Origin of the sequence: Pelagerythrobacter marensis, from assembly GCF_036700095.1 — a bacterium.
GTDB classification, from domain to species: domain Bacteria; phylum Pseudomonadota; class Alphaproteobacteria; order Sphingomonadales; family Sphingomonadaceae; genus Pelagerythrobacter; species Pelagerythrobacter marensis_A.
In genome coordinates this window covers 949,451-968,218 of the sequence record NZ_CP144918.1, presented here as the reverse complement: position 1 = coordinate 968,218, position 18,768 = coordinate 949,451, and the positions used below count along the sequence as shown (strand labels likewise).

The following is an 18,768-nucleotide window of genomic DNA, read 5'->3' as shown; positions in this document are numbered from 1 at the left end:
GGAAACTTTGTTTCCCACAGGGGGCGAGCCGGGTTACGTCTACGTCAAGTTTTGGTGGAGGAGAAAATAATGACTCGAATGGTATCATTCCGGGCGCTCGCACTTGCCGGAGCCAGCATCGCGCTTCTGCCGCAGGCGGCTTTCGCGCAGACCGAAGGCCAGGCGGAACCGGCGGCCGAGGCGCCGCCGGCGCAGAGCGGGCCGATCATCGTCGTGACCGCGCAGGGCCGCGCGCAATCGCTGGCCGACGTGCCCGTGGCCGTTTCGGCGGTGTCGGGCGAACTGCTCGAAAAATCGGGCACCAGCGATATCCGCGAACTCAACCAGGTGGCCCCGTCGCTGCTCGTTTCCTCGACCGGCAACGAAGCCAACGGTTCGGCCCGTATCCGCGGGATCGGCACGGTCGGCGACAACCCCGGCCTCGAAAGCTCGGTCGCGGTCTTCGTCGACGGCGTCTATCGCTCCCGCTCGGGCAATGCGCTCAGCGAACTCGGCCCGATCGACCGGATCGAAATCCTGCGCGGGCCGCAGGGCACGCTGGGCGGGCGCAACGCTTCGGCCGGCCTGATCAGCATCTATACCGCCCCGCCCGAGTTCGAATTTTCGGGCTACGGCGCCTTCACCTACGGCAACTACGACGCGATCCGGGTCGAGGGCGGGGTCAATGCTCCGATCGGCCAGACGGTCGCCGCGCGGCTCGACGGCGTCTATTTCAAGCGCAACGGGTTCTACAACGACGTCGTCAACGACACCTCGGTCAACAACCGCGACCGCTACCTCGTTCGCGGCCAGTTGCTGTTCGAGCCGAGCGATACGCTGAGCTTCCGCCTGGTCGGCGACTATTCGAAGAAGGACGAAGCCTGCTGCGCCGCCACGTTCGTGCAGCCCGAATTCGCGCCGCTCGCGCGGGTCAGCCCGGGGCTCGATCCGTTCACCCGTCCCGAAGGCGGGCCGGCGCTGACCAGCACCGAGAACCCGATCATACCGATCCTCCTTGCCCTGGGCCAGGATCCGCGGGCCCTTAGCCAGAGCACGTTCGATCGCGACATCTACATCACGCCCGGGCGGAGCTACGCCGGCGAAACCGAGGATTACGGCATCTCGGGCGAGCTCAACTGGGAACTGGGCAATGTCGAGCTGACCTCGATCACGGCCTATCGCGAATACTCCAACACGCAGGGTTCGGACACCGACTATACCCAGGTCGATATCCTGTACCGCGAGCCGGGCAAATTTGCCGGAGCGCGCGCGTTCAAGACCTTCACGCAGGAACTGCGGCTTCAGGGCAGTGCATTCGACGACCGGCTCGACTGGCTGGTCGGCGGCTTCTATGCCAACGAGAAGCTGAAAGTGCGCGACAATCTCCGCTTCGGCGAGGATTACGGCGCATTCGCGCCGTGCCGGGTGGTCAATGCGATCAACCCTGCTTTGGCTTCGCCGACCAGCAGCGGCTGTCTCTCCGCCGGCGGCCGTGCGGCGCTGCTTGCGGCCAACGGTGGCGCAGGCGCCTTCGGACCCGCCACGCCCCTTATCTTCGCCGGCCTCGACAATCTGGCGCAGATCAACGACCTCGGCGGCACGGGCGATGTCTACAACCAGAAGAGCGAGAACTTCGCGCTCTTCACGCACAACATCTTCCACATCACCGACACTGTCGATCTGACCCTCGGCCTTCGCTACACCAACGAAACCAAGGATTTCGATGCGACCTTCGGCAACGACAATACGATCTGCCCGACGAACCGCGCGCTGCTTTCGCCGCTGCTGCCCACCGGTGTCGGCGCGCTCGCGGGCGGCATCATTTCGTTGTCCTGCCAGGGCAACTCGACTTCGGAAATCGATGGCGTCTCCCTGAGCGATTCGCGCGACGAGGACGAGTTCACCGGCACGGCCGTGCTGAGCTGGAAGCCGACGCCCGATCTCCTCGTCTACGGCTCCTACTCGCGCGGCTACAAGGCGGGCGGCTTCAACCTCGACCGTTCGGCGCTGTCGAACCCGCTGCTGTTCGATGCGGACAACATCGACGTCAGCGCGCTTCAGTTCGACGAGGAAACGGTGGATGCGTTCGAAATCGGCGCGAAATACTCCACGCGCGAATTCGGATTGAGCGTCGCCGCGTTCCGTCAGGAGTTCTCCAACTTCCAGCTCAACACGTTCAACGGCTCGGTCTTCCTGGTGCAGAACATCAATTCGTGTTCGACCGACCTCGGCGGGGCGGACCGGGACGGCGACCCCACGACGGGGTCCTGCGAACCGGAGAACGTGCAACCGGGCGTGGTCGCGCAAGGCGTGGAAATGGAGGCCACGCTCAACCCGACCCCGGATCTCGGCTTCACCGTGGGGCTGACCTATTCCGACACGAGTTACGAGAACGATCTGATCGGCACCGACAGCGGCGTTCCGCTCGACCCGGCGCTGCGCCTGCTGCCGGGCGACAACCTGTCGAACGCGCCGGAATGGGTCACCACGACTTCGATGTCGTGGACGCCCGAAATCGGCTCGAGCGGGATGCGTGGGCTGGTGTTCTTCAACGCGCGCCTGACCGGCGACTACAACACCGGCTCCGACCTGCTCTACGGCAAGGAGCAGGACGGCTACGTCATCGTGAACGGCCGTGTCGGCCTGACCAATATCGCCGACCGGTTCTCGATCGAAGGCTGGGTGCAGAACCTGTTCGACAAGAACTACACCCAGGTCGCGTTCAACACGCCGTTCGTCGCATCGCAGCAGACCTATTCGGCCTTCCTGGCCGAGCCGCGGACGTACGGCATCACGGTGCGCGGCGAGTTCTGATCGCTGCCGCCGGATCGTATCGGACCGGATCGTATCGGACCGGATCGGATCGGAAAGGGGCGCCGGCGAGCGCCCCTTTCTTTTTCGCGGGGTCGCCCGTCAGGCCCGCTCGCCGAACAGCGCGGTGCCCACGCGCACATGGGTCGCGCCCTGCATGACGGCGGTTTCGTAATCGCCGCTCATGCCCATGCTCCGGCCGTCGAGGCCGTTGTCACGGGCGAGCTTGTCGAGGAACGCGAAAAACGGCGCCGGCTCGATCGCCAGCGGGGGAATGCACATCAGGCCGGCGAGCGGAATATCCGCATCGCGCGCGCGCGCGACGAAGCCGGCCAGATCGCCCGGCGCGCACCCGCCCTTCTGCTCTTCCTCGCCGACATTGACCTGGATGAAGCACGGGACCCGGCTGCCCGCCTTGTCCATCGCCCTGACCAGGGCCTTGAGCAGGCTGGGCCGGTCGAGCGAATGGATGCAGTCGAACAGGGCCACCGCATCGTCCGCCTTGTTCGACTGGAGCTGCCCGATCAGGTGCAGCCGGACATCGGGCCAGGCTTCGCGCAGCGCCGGCCACTTGGCTTGCGCTTCCTGCACCCGGTTTTCGCCGAAGACCCGCTGCCCTTCGTGCAGGAGCGGCTCGATCGCGGCGGCGGGGTGCGTCTTGCTCACCGCCACCAGCGTCACCTCGGCCGGATCGCGGCGGGCGACCTTGCATGCCCGGGCGATGCGCTCGCGAACCTGCTGCAGGGGAGTGTCTGTGTTTTTCATCGCAGGGCGCTATAGCGGCACCGTGCAGCGAAATCATACCCTTCCCAACCTCTGGCTGCTTTCCGATGCGCGCAACGACGCGCGGCTGGAACAGGCGCTGCGATCGCTGCCTGCAGGGTCGGGCTTCGTCTATCGCCATTACCATCTGGCGCCGGAGCCGCGCCGCGAACGGTATGCGGTTCTCGCCCAGATCGCCCGCGAATGCGGCCACCGCGTGGTCCTGTCGGGCAGCGCCGGCGAAGCGCGCGCCTGGGGCGCGCACGGGCTTTACGGGCCGGCACGGCGGATCGGCCCGGGCGACGGTCGGCTGCGAATCGCCACCGCGCACGATGCCCGCGGGATCGAGGCGGCGAACGCGATCGGCGCCGATGCCGTCACGCTGTCGCCGGTCTTCCCGACACGCTCGCACCCCGATGCGCCGACGCTGGGCCCGATGCGCTTTCGCGCGCTCGCGGCGCGGGCGCGGATGCCGGTGATCGCGCTCGGCGGAATGACCGCGGCCCGGGCGGAGGAGCTGGACTGGCCGCGCTGGGCGGCGATCGACGGGCTGGTGTGACGCACGGCCGCCCGACGGGCGCTTGACGGCGGACTCGCCGAGGATTCATACTGCCCGCTCGCATCAGGGGAATCGCCATGGCCACTCGCGCGGCCGCCAAATCGCCGACCACCGACTGGCGCGCCACTTTCCGGCGCAGCCTGCGGCGTGCCGCACAGATGGCCGGGGCCGGCGTGCTGTTCGCCTGCGCGGTGTTTCTCACGCTCGCGCTGGTCAGCTATACCCAGACCGACCCCAGCCCCTCGACCGCCGCGGCGGGCGACGACGTGGCCAACTGGATGGGGCCGAGCGGCGCCTGGGCGGCCGAACGGGTGCTGTTCGCGTTCGGCCTCTCCGCCATCTTCCTGCTGCCCCTGCTCTACGTCGGCGCGCGCAAGCTGTGGCGCGACGTGGAGGAGGAAGACCGCGATACCGACACGCACTGGCTGCGGCCGGTCGGGATGCTCGTGCTCGCCATGGTGCTGCTGTCCAGCGTCCTTTCGCTGGCCTTCGACGGCCCGGGCGGATCGCTGCCCGCATCGACCGGGGGGATCGCCGGGCTGCTGGGCGCGGGCGCGATCGAGGCATTGGCCGGCCGCCTGCCCGAAAGCGGGCGCGGCTGGGCGATCCTGGCAATGGCGCTGGCCTGCCTTGCCGGCGGCATCGCACTGATCACGCGCGTTTTCGCGATCGACTGGCGCGCGCTCTTGACCTTGCCCGGGTTTCTGCGCCGCGCGCCCGGGTTGCCGGCCGGCGATGCGCCCTTCCTGCCGCGCCGGAAACGGCCCGCGAAAACCGGGGCCGAGGATACTGCGGGGGAGGCGCCGGACGAGCGCGAGGAACGGGCGGCCCCGCGCCGCGCGCCCGAAATCGCCGAACGCAGCGCGCCGCCGCGGCCCGCCCGGCTCGACAAGGCGAAGCAGCGCGACATGTTCGCCGCCTTCGAGTTGCCGAGCCTCGACCTGCTGGCCGAGCCGCCGGCCGATACCGGCCCCAAGCTCGACCGCCTGGCGCTGGAACGCAATGCCCGCCTGCTCGAAACCGTGCTCGACGATTTCAACGTGAAGGGCGAAATCACCGCCGTGCGCACCGGCCCGGTGGTGACGATGTACGAGCTGGAGCCTGCCCCGGGGATCAAGGCCAGCCGCGTGGTCGGCCTGGCCGAAGACATCGCGCGGAACATGAGCGCGATCAGCGCCCGCGTCTCGCCCATTCCGGGCAAGACGGTGATGGGGATCGAACTGCCCAATGCGCACCGCCAGATGGTCGCGTTCAAGGAACTGGTCGCATGCGAGGCTTTTGCCAATGCCAAGGGCAGCCTGCCGATCATCCTGGGCAAGGACATCGCCGGCGAGCCGATCATCGCCGATCTCGCCGCGATGCCCCACCTGCTGGTCGCCGGCACGACCGGGTCGGGCAAGTCGGTCGGGCTCAACTGCATTCTGCTCAGCCTGCTCTATCGCTTTACGCCCGACGAATGCCGCCTGATCCTGATCGATCCCAAAGTGCTCGAACTCAAGAGCTACGACGACATTCCGCACCTGCTGTCGCAAGTCGTGACCGAGCCGCACAAGTCGGTCCGCGCGCTGAAATGGGCGGTCGAGGAGATGGAGCGGCGTTACCGGATGATGAGCTCGATCAATTCGCGCAACATCCATTCGTTCAACGAGCGGGTGAAAGCCGCGATCGCCAAGGGCAAGCCGCTCGGCCGGCGGGTGCAGACCGGCTTCGACCCCGAAACGGGCGAGGAACTGTTCGAGGAAGAGCAGCTCGATTATCAGCCCCTGCCGCAGATCGTGCTGATCGTCGACGAGCTGGCCGACCTGATGGTCACCGTCGGCAAGGAGATCGAGGTCCTGATCCAGCGGCTGAGCCAGAAATCGCGCGCGGCGGGCATTCACCTGATCATGGCGACGCAGCGCCCCTCGGTCGACGTCATCACCGGGGTGATCAAGGCGAACCTGCCGACGCGGATCAGCTTCAACGTCACCAGCCGGATCGACAGCCGCACGATCCTGGGCGAACAGGGCGCCGAACAGCTGCTGGGCAAGGGCGACATGCTCTACAAGCCGAGTTCGGGCGCCATGGTCCGCGTCCACGGCCCTTTCGTCTCCGACGAGGAAGTGGAAGCGGTCGCCGAGCACTGGCGCGGGCAGGGCAAGCCCGAATATGTCGACGCCGTGACCGAGGAGCCGGAGGACGGCGGCTTCAGCTTCGACGACGAACTGACCGCGAGCGACAACCCCGAAGAGCGCAAGTACCGCCAGGCATGCCAGATCGTGTTCGAAAACCAGAAGGCCAGCGGATCGTGGCTCCAGCGCCAGATGGGCGTGGGCTACAACACCGCCGCCAAGTGGATCGAACGGATGGAGGAGGAAGGGCTGGTCGGCCCCGCCAACCACGTCGGCCGCCGCGAGATCTTCCGCGACCAGGACGGCAACCCGATCTAGCGCTCGGCAAGTCCGACCCACAGCAAGCCGGAATGGCAGGCCACCGGCGCGTCGTCCGATACCTTCCCGAGCCCCAGCGCAGGCTGGGGTCTCAGGCCACTGGCGCTATGCCCGATACCGTCCCGAGCCCCTGCGAAGGCAGGGGCCTCAAGCCGCTGGCGCTATGCCCGATAGCACGAGACCCCAGCCTGCGCTGGGGATCGGAGAGGGGGGAGAGGAAAGGGGGAGAGAGAAGCGGGAAAGCAGGCAAGCAGGCACACCCCACCATCCGCTGGCGAGTGCGGACCTTACGCCGGGGCATGAAGGCAAGCGGACGGAATCGGCCGGTGCCGCCTGGGCATCACAGGATTGCCACCTGGGCGTCACAGGGTTGCCTTGGTAACATCGTTGCGAACGGCGAAAGGGGTTACGGCAACCTTTCGCTCGGCCCTTAAGGGCTGCGAGGCGAGATACGGCCAGGGCTCGCCGGCACCGTATCCGTCGGGGGCATCCCTGGGCTCTGCGGCGTTGAGGCCCACCGCAGGGCCGAAAGGGACAGGTCCCCCGAAAACTCCTCGCAAACCGGCAAAGGGGGCTTTCTCTAAAAGGTCACTAGCCCCCCGAGGCACCGGCCGTCTGGACGAAGCGGCCTGCGTGACGCGTACACGCTCCGCCCCCGTCGCTGTGTGCCAGAGTGGACTGGCGGGGCTCCTATAACCCAATAGGTTACAATTGTCAAGTCATTTTTGCCATAACCCGACCCCCTTTCCGAGTCCCAGCGCAGGCTGGGACCTCGTGCTATCGGGCGACACGCCAGCGGCCTGAGGCCCCAGCCTGCGCTGGGGCTCGGGAAGGTATCGGGCGGTGTGTCGGCGGCCTGAGGTCCCCGCCTGCGCTGGGTGCGCGGAGGGTTATCGGGCGCAGCGCCAGCGGCCTGAGGCCCCAGCCTGCGCTGGGGCTCGGGTGGTTGTCGGCGGCGCGTTAGTCTGGCGTTCGCGGGCGGAATGCGATGTCGAGCGGGGTGAGGTGGCCATCCTCGCGCACCCGGATATGCACCATGCCCTGCAACGCGGGATCGGCCAGCCGGCGTTCCAGCGCGGCCGCGCGGTCCTGCGGGACATAGAGCCGCCCGGTCGCCAGCCCGCCTTCGGGATCGTTCCATCCCCCGCGCGCCGTCACGAATGCCTCGCAGGCCTGCCCTCGCCGCGGGAATGCGCGCGTCAGATGCGGCGCATCGCCTTCCAGGCACAACGTGTCCCCGGCCCCCGCGCCGCGCGGCGCGGTTTCGAGGCCGGGCCATTCATACGTGTAAATCACGTAGTGTCCGCGCAGGATATCGCGCGGGTCGTACCCCGCGATGGGCACGTGCCAGACGGTCCCCTGCCGCGACGAATATTCCGCCGCGGCCCAGCTCGCCGCAAGCCCCGCGAGCGGGAGCGCGAGTGCCGCCGCCAGGGCGAAACGCCGCGTCATGCCGTTTCTTCCCGCGGCGGCGCAAAATGGCGCGACAGCCGCACCGCGGCCCACGCGACGCCGAGGATCAACACGCCGGCAACGATCAGGCCGAACCCGCTGGTCAGCAAGTCGCTCGCAAGCTCGAAACTGAGGATCACCAGCCGCGCCGCCACGGCCGCGACCGCCAGCTGGAACACGTCCCGCCAGCCGCCGTGCAGCGCGGCCAGCGCGACGCCGATCCACAGCGCCATGAACAGGAGCGCCGCGCCCAGCTGGCTGCCGTCGACCATGCGGCTGAGAAGGATCGTCAAGGCCGCTCCGGCAACGGCCCCGCCCAGCGCCTGCCCCGATCTGTCGCGCCGGGCGCCGACCAGCAGGGCCGCCGCGGCGAGCCCGACCACGACCTGGGCCATCCGGGCACCGAAAGAGAACAGCCCATCGCCGTCCGGTTCGCCGAAACCGCTTGCCACTGCGACCAGCGAGGCACAGCCGATCGCGTAGGCGAAGCCGAGTTGTTCGAACCGCCGCCAGAAATCCCCGCGTCCGTCGCGCCCCCGCATCGCGGCGCCGAGCGGGGCCAGCAGGACCGGCAGGGCGGTCGCCAGCCCGATCGCCGCGCCGGCGCGCTGTTCGGCGCCGAACAGCGGCCCCGCCGTGTCGGCAAATGCCCAGCTCGCCCAGACGGCAACGCCGGCAAGCAGGATCGCGGTGAGCCAGCTCGCCCCGCGCAGCAGGATCGCAGGCCCGAACAGCACCAGCCACAGCGACAGCGGCTGCCACAGCGGCGCGCTGGTCTGATAGACTTGGCCGAGGTGTCCGAAGAACGCGAGGCCGAGCGCGCCGAACACGAACAGCGCGGCTTCCTGCGCCCACGGCCGCTCGCCCGGCCCGCGCCAGAGCAGGACGGCCAGCGCCGCGAGCGAGGCGAAGTGCACCGCCAGGCGCAAGCGGCCGGGAATATCCTCCCAGTTCGCGGCAACGACCGATACCAGGCCCAGGCCGATGGCAAGCGCGCCGATGCCGATCACGGCCCACAGCGCCAGCGGCCGCGCATGGTCCGCCTCGTAGGCGCGGATCGCCGCCGCCGTCTGCTCGTCGAGCAGCCCGGCGCGCTGCCAGGCGGAAAGTTTGCGGCCGATCATCCGGGGGCGAGGGTATCCGCGTCCGGCATCGGGGGCAAGCGCGACGGTACCGCCTCGGCCTTGCTGAAAACGGCGCTAGATATCGGGCAAGCGCTGTTCGGCGAAGCCCCAGCCGGCGAGCGCCTTCGCCTCCGCGCGCGTGTGCAGCTTCGCCGCATCGGCGATCGAGAACGGCTTGGCATCGTCGAACCTGTCCAGCTCGTCCCAGGCGATCGGCACGGCGACCGGCGCGCCCGCCCGCGCGCGCGCCGAATAGGGGACGACGGCAGTGCTGCCGCGCTGGTTGCGCAGCCAGTCGATGAAGACCTTCCCCTTGCGCTTCGCCTTGCTCATCGTCGCCGTGAAGCGATCCGGCTCGGCCATGCTCAGCGCTTCGGCGAAGCGGCGGGCGAAGTCCTTGTGTTCGGCCCAGGAGTGGCCGGGCGCGAGGGGGACGACGAGATGGACGCCCTTGCCGCCGGTCAGCATGGCATGGCTCGCCAGGCCGATATCGGCCAGCTTGCGGCGGAGGTCCTTCGCCGCCTGTTTGACATCGCCGAAATCGAGCCCCTCGTCGGGGTCGAGATCGAAGATCATCCGGTCGGGCCGTTCGACATCGCCGCTGCGCGCGCCCCAGCCGTGGAATTCGATCGTGCCCATCTGCACGCAGGCGAGCAGGCCCGGCGCATCCTCGATGTAGAGATAATCCTCGGTGCCGCCGCTCTTCTCCGCGATCGGCACGTGTTTGACATGGGGGCCGAACGAGCCGCTGTCGTGCTTCTGGAAGAAGCATTTCTTCGCCCGCCCCTGGGGGCAGCGCACCAGGCTAATCGGGCGCTGGGCGGCGAACGGCAGCATCAGCGGCGCGATCGCCGCGTAATAATCCGCAAGGTCGCCTTTCGTGCATTCGGCGTCGGGGAAGATCACGCGATCGCGGCTGGAGATCTTCACTGCCTGCGCGGCCTCGCCGGCCGGGGGTTCGCCGGGGGTTTCGGGTGTCACCTCTGCCGCCTCCTTGTCGCTTCGCAGGCCGAGAAAGCTGCCGTGGCGGACGCTGCCTTCGGCGGTGAACTCGCTGAAGGCGACTTCCGCCACCAGCTTCGGCGTCAGCCAGGTGACCCCGCGCGACGATGCGCGATCGACCTCGACCGGCGGCGTCTTGCGTTCCAGCCGCTTCATCTTCGCGGCGAGATCCTGCATCGCATCGTGCGAAAACCCGGTCCCGACATTGCCCTTGTAAACCAGCGCCTCTTTCCCCTTCGCCCCTTCGTGCTGGGCCAGCAGCAACGAGGCGAACGGGCGCCCTTTGGCGCTGGAGGCCTTCCACCCGACCACCACGAATTCCTGCCGCAGCGTGCATTTGACTTTCACCCAGTTGCGCGTGCGGCTGCCGCGATAGGGGGCGTCCACGGCCTTGGAGATGATCCCTTCCTGCGCGGCATCGCACATCGCGCGGTAGAGTTTCTCGCCCGCGCCGATCACATGGTCGGCGACGTGGATCGGCGGTCCGGCGTCTTCCAGCAGCGCCTCCAGCCGTTCCTTGCGCTCGATATTGGGCCGGCCGGCGAGAGTCTCTCCGTCTACCTCGAGCAGGTCGAAGGCATGAAAGGCCAGCTTGTCGCCTTGCCCTTGCGATCCGTGCCCGCGCTTGAGCACCTTCTGCAGCGAGGAGAAGTCGGGATTGCCGTCGTCATCGTAGGCCACGATCTCGCCATCGATCAGGCAGGGCGGGAGGTCGAGCGCGGCGAAGGCTTGCGCCAGCGGAACGAACTTGTCGCTCCAGTCCTTCCCGCTGCGGGTATAGACGCGCACTTTGTCGCCCGCGGCCGCGACGAGCGCGCGGTAGCCGTCGAACTTGATCTCGTGCATCCAGCCGTTTCCGGCAGGGACCGCGTCGACCAGCGTTGCCAGCTGCGGCTTGCGGAAGGCAGGCGGCTTGCCGGTGCCGGCCTTGCGCCGCCCTTTCGCCTTTTTCGCATTGTGCGCGCCGGCCTTTGCCATTTCCCTGGCGAAGGCCTTGCCCTTCTTGCCTTCCAGCGAGCGCTCGCCGCCCTTGTCGGCCGCGATCTCGGCCATTGCGCGGCCGGTCAGCACGCTGGTCAGCTCATGCTCGACCAGGGCATCGCCGGTCTGCGCGAACGCGTCGTCAATCTTGCGCAGCAGCCAGTTCTCGCGCTTTTCGCCCGGCTTCTTCTTCATGCGGACCAGCAGCCATTCGCCCTTCATCCGCTCGCCGTCGAGCGTGAAGTGCAGGTGGCCTTTCTCGATATCCTTCCAGCTTTTCCCTTCGACCGGCGCCCAGGTTCCGCGATCCCACAACATGACCGTGCCGCCGCCGTATTCGCCCCTGGGGATCGTCCCTTCGAAATCGGCATAGGACATCGGATGATCCTCGGTCCGCACGGCCAGACGCTTGACGTCGGGATCGGGGCTCGGCCCCCTGGTCACGGCCCACGACTTGAGCACCCCGTCCGCCTCCAGCCGGAGATCCCAGTGGAGGCGGGTGGCCGCGTGCTTCTGGACGATGAAGCGGTTGCCGCCTTCGCTGCTTTCTCGCGTGCCTGCCGGTTCGGCGGTCTTCGCGAAATCGCGCCGGCGGTTGTATTCGGCTAGGGGATCGCGCTTGCTCACGGGGTATAGTCCTCGTCGGCAAACCAGCGCCGCTCGACGATCCGCAGCAGCGTGAGCATGACGACCGATATGGCCGCGGCGATCGCGACCAGCGGCCATTGCGCCGCGCCGCAGGCAATGCCGATCACCGCCGCGAGCCACAAGTGCGCGGCCGTTGTCAGGTTCTTCACCTGCCCCTTGCTGAAAACGATCAGGCCGGCGCCGATAATGCCGATGAACGTGCCCGTCGCCTCGTAGATGCGCAGCGGGTCCAAACGCCCGCCTTCGAGCTGGCCGAACAGCGAGATGATCGAAACGGTCATGGCCGCAGCGGCGAAGCAGATGAGGCCGTGTGTGCGCATTCCCGCGGCGTGGCCGCGCACCTCGCGGTCGAGCCCCAGCGCCAGCCCGAGGATCGCGGCCACCCCCAGCCGCGCGAGCAGATCCCAGTCGATCCAGTGCACCAGGACGGGATCGTTGAGTTCCATCAGGCGCTCTTTCGCGACTTGCCGCCCGACGACGCCGTCTTCGAAGACCGCTTCTTCGCCGGCTTCTCCTCCTTCACCGACTTCTTGAGCGCCGACATCAGGTCGATGACGTTGGACGTGCCCGAAGCCGCCGGCTCGTCGACATCCTCGAGGATCGTCTCGCCCTTGGCCTTGGCCTTCTTGTCGATCAGCTTGCGGATCGCCTCGACATAGCGATCCTCGAACTCGCCGGCGTCGAAGGGTGCGCTTTTCTTGTCGATCAGCGTCCCGGCCAGGTCGAGCATTTCCTTGTCGGGCTTGGTATCGGGGATATCCTCGAAATAGGTCTGCGCCTTGCGCACCTCGTCCTCGTAACGCAGCGTTTCCAGCACGATCCCCTTGCCGCAGGGCTTGAGGCTGACCAGCGTTTCGCGCCCGCGCACCGAAAGCTGGCCGAGCGCGACCTTCTTCTTCTCGCGCAGCGCCTCGCGCAGGACGACGAAGGCTTCCTCCGCCAGTTCGTCCTGCGGAACGACGTAATAGGGCTTTTCGAAATAGAACACGTCGATCTCGTGCACGTCGACTAACTGCACCAGCTCCAGCGTCTTGCGGCTTTCGATCTTGACCGCCTCGATCTCCTCGTCTTCCAGCAGGACGTAGTTGCCCTTGGATATCTCGTATCCCTTGACGATGTCGTCGCGGTCGATCGGGCCGATCCCCCGGACCACTTTCTCGTAATTGATCGGCTTCCCGCTCGGTTCGTGAATCTGGCGGAACGATATCGAGGCGCCGCTTTTCGTCGCGGGGTAGACTTCGACCGGTATCGAAACCAGCGCCAGCCTGATCTGTCCCTGCCAATAGGCCCGTGCCGCCATCGTTCGTATCCCCTTTCGCGCCGATTCAGCGTTTAGGCGGACGAATCGTTTCCGACCACGCAAAAAGGGCGCCGTCTTCCGGGAGACGGCGCCCTTTGCACAAGCGTGGCGCGCTGACTAGGCGGCGCGCGTAATCAAAGCTCTTCGCCGGTCATCGTGGTGTACTGCGTGGTCGCGGCGGCGGTGTTGGCCGCCAGGGTCTCGTCCGGCGAAGGGACGAGGCCGATCGCTGCGAGCGGGCCGTCCTTGCCCCAGCTCTTCGCCCATTCGGCCAGGAATTCCTTCAGCCCCGGGATCGCGTCGAGGTGCGCCTTCTTGACGTAGATGTAAAGCGGGCGGGCGCCCGGATAGCGGAAGCTGGAGATGTTCTCGTAAGTCGGCTCCACCCCGTTCATCGGCAGGCCCTGGACCTTGCCCGAATTCTCTTCGAGATAGGAATAGCCGAACACGCCGACGGCCTTGGGATTGTTGCCGATCTTCTGCACGATCAGGTTGTCCTGCTCGCCCTGGTCGACATAGGCGCCGTCGGAGCGGACTTCGGTGCAGATCTGCGCGTGGCGATCCTCGTCGCTTTCCTTGAGCTGCTCCATCGCCGGATTGGCATCGCAGCCGACCTCGAGCACCAGTTCCTTCAGCGCGTCGCGCGTGCCCGAGGTGGAGGGCGGGCCGTACACCAGGATCGGCTCGTTCGGCAGCGAGGGATCGACATCGGCCCAGGTCTTGGCCGTCTGCTCTTCGCCATAAGGCTGCGCGGCGATCGCCTTGTAGACGATCTCGGGCGTCAGGTTCATCATGATCCCGTCTTTCGCCGATGCGAAAGCGATCCCGTCGAGGCCGACCTGAAGCTCGATAATTTCATCCACGCCGTTGGTCTGGCAGGTTTCGAACTCGCTCTTCTTCATCCGCCGCGAGGCGTTGGCGATATCGGGCGTGTTCGGCCCCTCGCCTTCGCAGAACAGCGCAATGCCGCCGCCGGTGCCGGTCGATTCGATCAGCGGCGACTTGAAATCGGGATGCGCGCGGGCGAAGTTTTCCGCCACCACCTTGGCAAAGGGATAGACGGTCGAGGAACCGACCGCGCGGATCGAATCGCGCGTGCCGCCGGTGCCCGGCGCATCGCCGCACGCGGCAAGCGAAAGCGCCGCAACCGCGGCAAAGCAGATGGATTTCGTGAGATGCATTTTTCTTACCCCAGCAAGGTTAGGATCGGCTCCCGGGTATGAGCGATCTGTGACAAAGACATGACATCGTTCCCCCCGGTCGGGAATCGGTGTGGATCAAAAATCGATCTGGGCGCGCACGGCGAAGGCGTCGACACCGTAGGACCCGTCTCCCCCGGCGGGGATCACGGCATTGCGATACGCCATGCGGCCGTAATTGGCCATGAAGCGCGTGTAGGCGGTCGGCGTCCAGACGAGCGAGACCGCATATCCATCCTGCGTGCCCCCGACGATCCCCGCATCGACCAGGTCGAGCCGGTCGTAGCGCAGATTGACCTGGACCGCGCCGAAACCGCCTTCGCCCACCGGGTTCGCGGGCTTCACCCGGTCGAAGACGCCGCGCTTGTAGCCGCGGCTGTCGCCGGGGGTGAGGAACATGCCGACTTCGGCATAGCCGCCGAAGAACGTCGGATCGGGCAGCGCGCCCGGGCGATCGACGTTCTGCCAGAAACCTTCTGCCGCCGCATGGAACGGGCCGGCGATCGCCGCCGCTTCCAGCCCCATGCCCAGTTCGCTCGCGGCATCGAACCACCCGGTGTCGACGAAGCGCACGTCGGTGAAGTGGACGAAGGGGCGCTGGCGGTATCGCAGCGCGGTCCCTTCCTCGTAATCGGCGTAGTGGACCGATCCGCCCAGATGGAGCCGCGCGTTCCCCAGTTCGGGCATCGCCACGACGCGCCCGTCGACGCTCCAGTTGCGGTTCGACAGGTCGTCGGCATTGTCGCTGAACACGCCCGCCTGAACCAGCCACGCATCGGCGGCATATTGCGCGGAAAGGCCGAGGCGGCGCTCGAAGCCGAAAGCGTCTGTGAAGGCCGCCCGCTCCATCGTCGAGATGAACCGGCTGCTGGTCAGCTCCTCCAGCCCCTGGAACGTGTTGTGGTGCCCGGCGGAAATCGTCAGGCCGCCATCGGCATAGGTCGCGATCGCATCGGCGATTTCGACCTCGCCGCCGGCGAAATCGAGTTCGAACTTGTAACCGAACCCGCCCGGGATATCGCCTTCGGCGCCCAGACGGGCGCGGCGGATTTCGCTGCCGAAGCCGTCCGCGACGCCGGTGGCGGCGGGAGCGGAAAAGGTCCCGGCGTCGATCTGCAACCGGCCGCGCGGCTTGAAGCTCCAGCCCCCTTCCCCCTCGATCTTCGGCGCGCCTTTCCAGACGATCGACGTGGCGTTTCGAGGCTCGGGCGCAGGCTCCGACCGCGCGGCGTCGGCCGTGCCTTTCGCGGCCGCCAGCTCGGCTTCGAGCGTCTCGATCCGGTCGGCCAGGCGCGCCATTTCGGCACGCAGGGCCTCGAGCCGGTCGGAGGCCGCCGCCTCCGCGCTGCCCTCCTGCGCTGCAAGGGGGGCGGCCAGCAGCGCGCCGGCGGCAATGGCGATAGGCGATAGGGTCAGCGAATTTTTCACTTCGGTTACCTTTTGATGACCGGTTTCTGACCGGATCGCGGCGCCACTATGCCGATTTTGTGACAGTTCGATGACGGCCATCGCACTGCCCGGCTCCGAACTTTGCCGCTATGGCCCTATCCGCGCCTGCTTCGGGCCGGCGAACGACGCAGGTTGCGACGCCATAGTTTCACTTGTAACGGGCGCACGCAGCGAGGAGATAGGACCTATGCGCATCGGTTGCCCCACGGAAATCAAGAACCACGAATATCGCGTCGGCCTGACCCCGGAAAGCACGCGCGAACTGGTGACGCACGGTCACGAAGTCTGGATTCAGAGCGGCGCGGGCAACGGAATCGGCGCCGACGACGCCGAGTATCTCCAGGCCGGCGCAGTCATCAAGGACGGGCCGGACGAGATCTTCGCCGAATGCGAGATGGTGGTTAAGGTCAAGGAACCGCAGGCGGAAGAACGCGCCCGCCTGCGCGACGGGCAGATCCTCTACACTTACCTCCACCTCGCGCCGGACGCCCCGCAGACCGCGGACCTGGTCAGGAACGGCGTCACCGCGATCGCTTACGAAACGGTGACCGGTCCCGGTGGCTCGCTGCCCCTGCTCAAGCCGATGAGCCAGGTGGCCGGGCGCATGAGCGTGCAGGCCGGCGCCACCGCGCTGGAGAAGGCGCATGGCGGCCGCGGCGTCCTGCTGGGCGGGGTGCCGGGCGTGCTGCCGGGCAAAGTGCTGGTGATCGGCGGCGGCGTGGTCGGCTTCAACGCCGCGCAGATGGCGGTCGGGCTGGGCGCCGACACGACCATTCTCGACCGCGATCCGGCGGTGCTGGAACGCGTGGGAATCCATTTCGAAAGCCGGGCCAAGACGCGGTTTTCGAACAAGGCCAATCTCGAAGAGGCGGTGTGCGAGGCCGATCTGGTGATCGGCGCCGTTCTGATCCCCGGCGCCGCGGCCCCCAAGCTGGTGAGCCGCGAGCTGCTGAAATGCATGCAGCCGGGCGCGGTCCTGGTGGACGTCGCGATCGACCAGGGCGGCTGTTTCGAAACGAGCCGCGCGACGACTCACGACGACCCGACATATGTGATCGACGACGTGGTCCATTATTGCGTTGCCAACATGCCGGGCGCGGTCGCGCGCACGAGCACCTATGCGCTCAACAACGTCACCCTGCCCCATGCCCTGCGAATCGCCGGCCTGGGATGGAAGGAGGCGATGCGCCGCGATCCGCACCTTGCCGAAGGGCTGAACGTCCATGCGGGGCAAGTGACCTATGCCGCCGTGGCGGAGGAACTGGGATACGAATATCGCCCGGTCGCCGACATTCTGGGATGATGCCGCCGGCTTAACGCGGCGATAACCGGATGGCCCTAACCCTTCGGCATGGGCGGGCAACCCACCTTCCGGGCAGCCATCCTGGCGATCCTGGCAACGATCGCGGCGCTGGGCGCTCCGGCGGCGGCGCATTCCTGCGCACCGGCGCCCGCGACCGCCGGCGTCCTTGCCGATCTGCCCGAGGACGCGGTTCTGCCCTGCACCGTCGACCCGCCCCGGCTTCCGGCGGCGGCGGTCGCGCTGGAGTTCGAACCCGACCCGGCGGTCGCACCGCCGCGATATCTGCTGATGGACATGGGCAAGTTCGACCGGGTGGCGATCGCGGTCGAGGGGCGCGACGGCTCCCGCGCGCAGGCGACCACGCCGATGGCGCAGGCGATCGGGACCAGCGCCGGCCCGACGCTCGCCGTCCCCCTGCCGCAAGCCGGTGCGCCGCCCGCGCGCGTCGCGGTGCGCATCGAAGGGCTTTCGCACCAGGCCAGCCTCGAAAGCCTCCACCTGGCGGCCGAGCGGCCCGACCGGCGGGCCGGTCATATCGGCCGGCTGGTGCTGATCGCGCTGCTGATCGGAATGCTGGCAATGCCGATCGTGTTCGACGCGCTGTTCTGGCGCGTGCTGCGCGATCGCTTCATCGTCTGGCACGCGATCATGGTCGCGTGCTTTATCCCGCTGGTCGCCCTGCGAAGCGGGATCGCGAACGAAATCGTCGTGCTCGATCCGCTCGTCTGGCGTGCGGCGACGATCATGACATTCGGCGCGGCGATCGCCGCTTGCCTGCTCTTCACCCGCTATTTCATCGAACACGACAAGCTGGGCGCGCGGCAGGCGCGGGCGATGGAATGGGCCGCCGTATGGGCCCTGATCGTCTCGGCGATGCAGACTGTGAAGCCGGAGTGGATGATGCTCGCCGGCCTGCCGCTCCACGGCATCGCGCTCATCCCGGTGCTGATCCTGTGGTTTCGGATCGTCGGCCGGGCGCTGGCGCGCAGCAGCCGGGCGGTCAGGTTCCAGCTCGTGGGCTGGATTCCGCTCACGATCGTATTCCTGACCGACCTCGCCAGCGAACTGGTGCCCGGCGTGCCGGCGGTCCGCACGCTCGACTTGTTCTATTTCGGCCTGGTCTGCGAAGCGACGGTGACCGCCCTGGGCGTGACCGACCGTTTCCTGACGCTGCGGCGCGAACGCGACAAGGCGCGCAGGATAGCGGCGGCGCTGGGCAACCTGGCCGAGCGCGACCCCCTGACCGGATTGATGAACCGGCGCGGGCTCGACGGGCGTTTCGCCCGCTTGCGCGCCCAGGGATTCTCCACTTTCGCCCTGCTCGACCTCGACCGATTCAAGGAAATCAACGACACGTTCGGCCACTGCGTCGGCGACGAGGTTCTGCGCACCGTCGCCGCAGTGCTCGCGAGCGAGAAGCGGCGGCGTTCGGTCGCCGTGCGAATGGGCGGGGAGGAATTCCTGCTGCTGCTGCGCGGCGCGAATCAGGCGGAGCGCGCCGAACGCATCCGCCGCGCGATCAGCCTGCGCGTCGCCCGCGAGGTGACGCAGATCGACCGGGTCGTCACCGCGAGCATGGGCATGATCGAAATTCCCGAGGGCCTGTCCGCCGCGATCGGGTTCGACGAACTCTACGCCCGCGCGGACAAGCTGCTTTACGAGGCGAAGGAAGCCGGCCGCAACCGCTCCATGCACGAACGGCTGATCCTGTTCGGCGGCGGCCGGGCGTCGGGCACGGCGGCCGCCTGACGGGCCGCGCCGCCCGGGGGC

General features: G+C 67.6%; 13 protein-coding genes. 5 read left to right on the top strand and 8 right to left on the bottom strand.

Annotated elements, in window-relative coordinates; all coding sequences use genetic code 11:
- Positions 1 to 69 precede the first annotated feature (69 nt).
- A complete protein-coding gene (locus V5F89_RS04485) occupies positions 70 to 2,793 on the top strand; it encodes a TonB-dependent receptor (protein ID WP_425334372.1) in 2,724 nt (907 codons plus the stop codon).
- A 99-nt stretch (positions 2,794 to 2,892) separates the two neighbouring features.
- On the opposite strand, the gene V5F89_RS04480 is transcribed toward V5F89_RS04485, so the two are convergent.
- A complete protein-coding gene (locus tag V5F89_RS04480; protein WP_338447050.1) occupies positions 2,893 to 3,555 on the bottom strand; it encodes a YggS family pyridoxal phosphate-dependent enzyme in 663 nt (220 codons plus the stop codon).
- On the opposite strand from V5F89_RS04480, the gene V5F89_RS04475 reads away from it, so the two are divergent.
- Both V5F89_RS04475 and V5F89_RS04470 read left to right on the top strand, forming a co-directional pair.
- Entirely contained in the window at positions 3,545 to 4,111 is a 567-nt protein-coding gene (locus V5F89_RS04475; protein WP_338447049.1) for a thiamine phosphate synthase, read from the top strand. The two genes, V5F89_RS04480 and V5F89_RS04475, sit on opposite strands and share 11 nt — an antisense overlap.
- A gap of 77 nt (positions 4,112 to 4,188) precedes the next feature.
- Positions 4,189 to 6,540 carry an FtsK/SpoIIIE family DNA translocase gene (locus tag V5F89_RS04470; RefSeq protein WP_338447048.1) on the top strand — a complete coding sequence of 784 codons (2,352 nt, stop codon included), beginning with the start codon at positions 4,189 to 4,191 and terminating at the stop codon, positions 6,538 to 6,540.
- A gap of 960 nt (positions 6,541 to 7,500) precedes the next feature.
- Here V5F89_RS04470 and V5F89_RS04465 read toward each other — a convergent pair.
- From V5F89_RS04465 to V5F89_RS04435, 7 genes are all read right to left on the bottom strand, one after another.
- Complete coding sequence (locus V5F89_RS04465; protein ID WP_338447047.1) at positions 7,501 to 7,992, bottom strand: GDYXXLXY domain-containing protein; 492 nt, start codon at positions 7,990 to 7,992, stop codon at positions 7,501 to 7,503.
- Positions 7,989 to 9,116, bottom strand: coding sequence for a DUF2157 domain-containing protein (locus V5F89_RS04460; RefSeq protein ID WP_338447046.1), 1,128 nt, complete (start codon positions 9,114 to 9,116; stop codon positions 7,989 to 7,991). Before V5F89_RS04460 ends, V5F89_RS04465 begins: the two co-directional genes overlap by 4 nt.
- 75 nt (positions 9,117 to 9,191) lie before the next feature.
- Positions 9,192 to 11,726 (bottom strand): DNA ligase D, encoded by a 2,535-nt coding sequence (ligD, locus tag V5F89_RS04455; protein ID WP_338447045.1) that lies wholly within the window; start codon positions 11,724 to 11,726, stop codon positions 9,192 to 9,194.
- Positions 11,723 to 12,193, bottom strand: coding sequence for an MgtC/SapB family protein (locus V5F89_RS04450; RefSeq protein ID WP_338447044.1), 471 nt, complete (start codon positions 12,191 to 12,193; stop codon positions 11,723 to 11,725). The genes ligD and V5F89_RS04450 overlap by 4 nt, the downstream gene beginning before the upstream one ends.
- The gene (locus V5F89_RS04445; RefSeq protein WP_338447043.1) at positions 12,193 to 13,047 is read right to left on the bottom strand and encodes a Ku protein; all 855 of its coding nucleotides are present in this window, start codon (positions 13,045 to 13,047) and stop codon (positions 12,193 to 12,195) included. Before V5F89_RS04445 ends, V5F89_RS04450 begins: the two co-directional genes overlap by 1 nt.
- Positions 13,048 to 13,181: 134 nt before the next feature.
- Entirely contained in the window at positions 13,182 to 14,228 is a 1,047-nt protein-coding gene (locus tag V5F89_RS04440) for a substrate-binding domain-containing protein (RefSeq protein WP_338447042.1), read from the bottom strand.
- A 96-nt stretch (positions 14,229 to 14,324) separates the two neighbouring features.
- A complete protein-coding gene (locus tag V5F89_RS04435; protein WP_338447041.1) occupies positions 14,325 to 15,674 on the bottom strand; it encodes an OprO/OprP family phosphate-selective porin in 1,350 nt (449 codons plus the stop codon).
- A 208-nt stretch (positions 15,675 to 15,882) separates the two neighbouring features.
- On the opposite strand from V5F89_RS04435, the gene ald reads away from it, so the two are divergent.
- Positions 15,883 to 16,998 (top strand): alanine dehydrogenase, encoded by a 1,116-nt coding sequence (gene ald, locus V5F89_RS04430; protein WP_338447040.1) that lies wholly within the window; start codon positions 15,883 to 15,885, stop codon positions 16,996 to 16,998.
- A gap of 48 nt (positions 16,999 to 17,046) precedes the next feature.
- Positions 17,047 to 18,747 carry a diguanylate cyclase gene (locus V5F89_RS04425; RefSeq protein ID WP_338447039.1) on the top strand — a complete coding sequence of 567 codons (1,701 nt, stop codon included), beginning with the start codon at positions 17,047 to 17,049 and terminating at the stop codon, positions 18,745 to 18,747.
- The last annotated feature ends 21 nt before the right edge of the window (positions 18,748 to 18,768 follow it).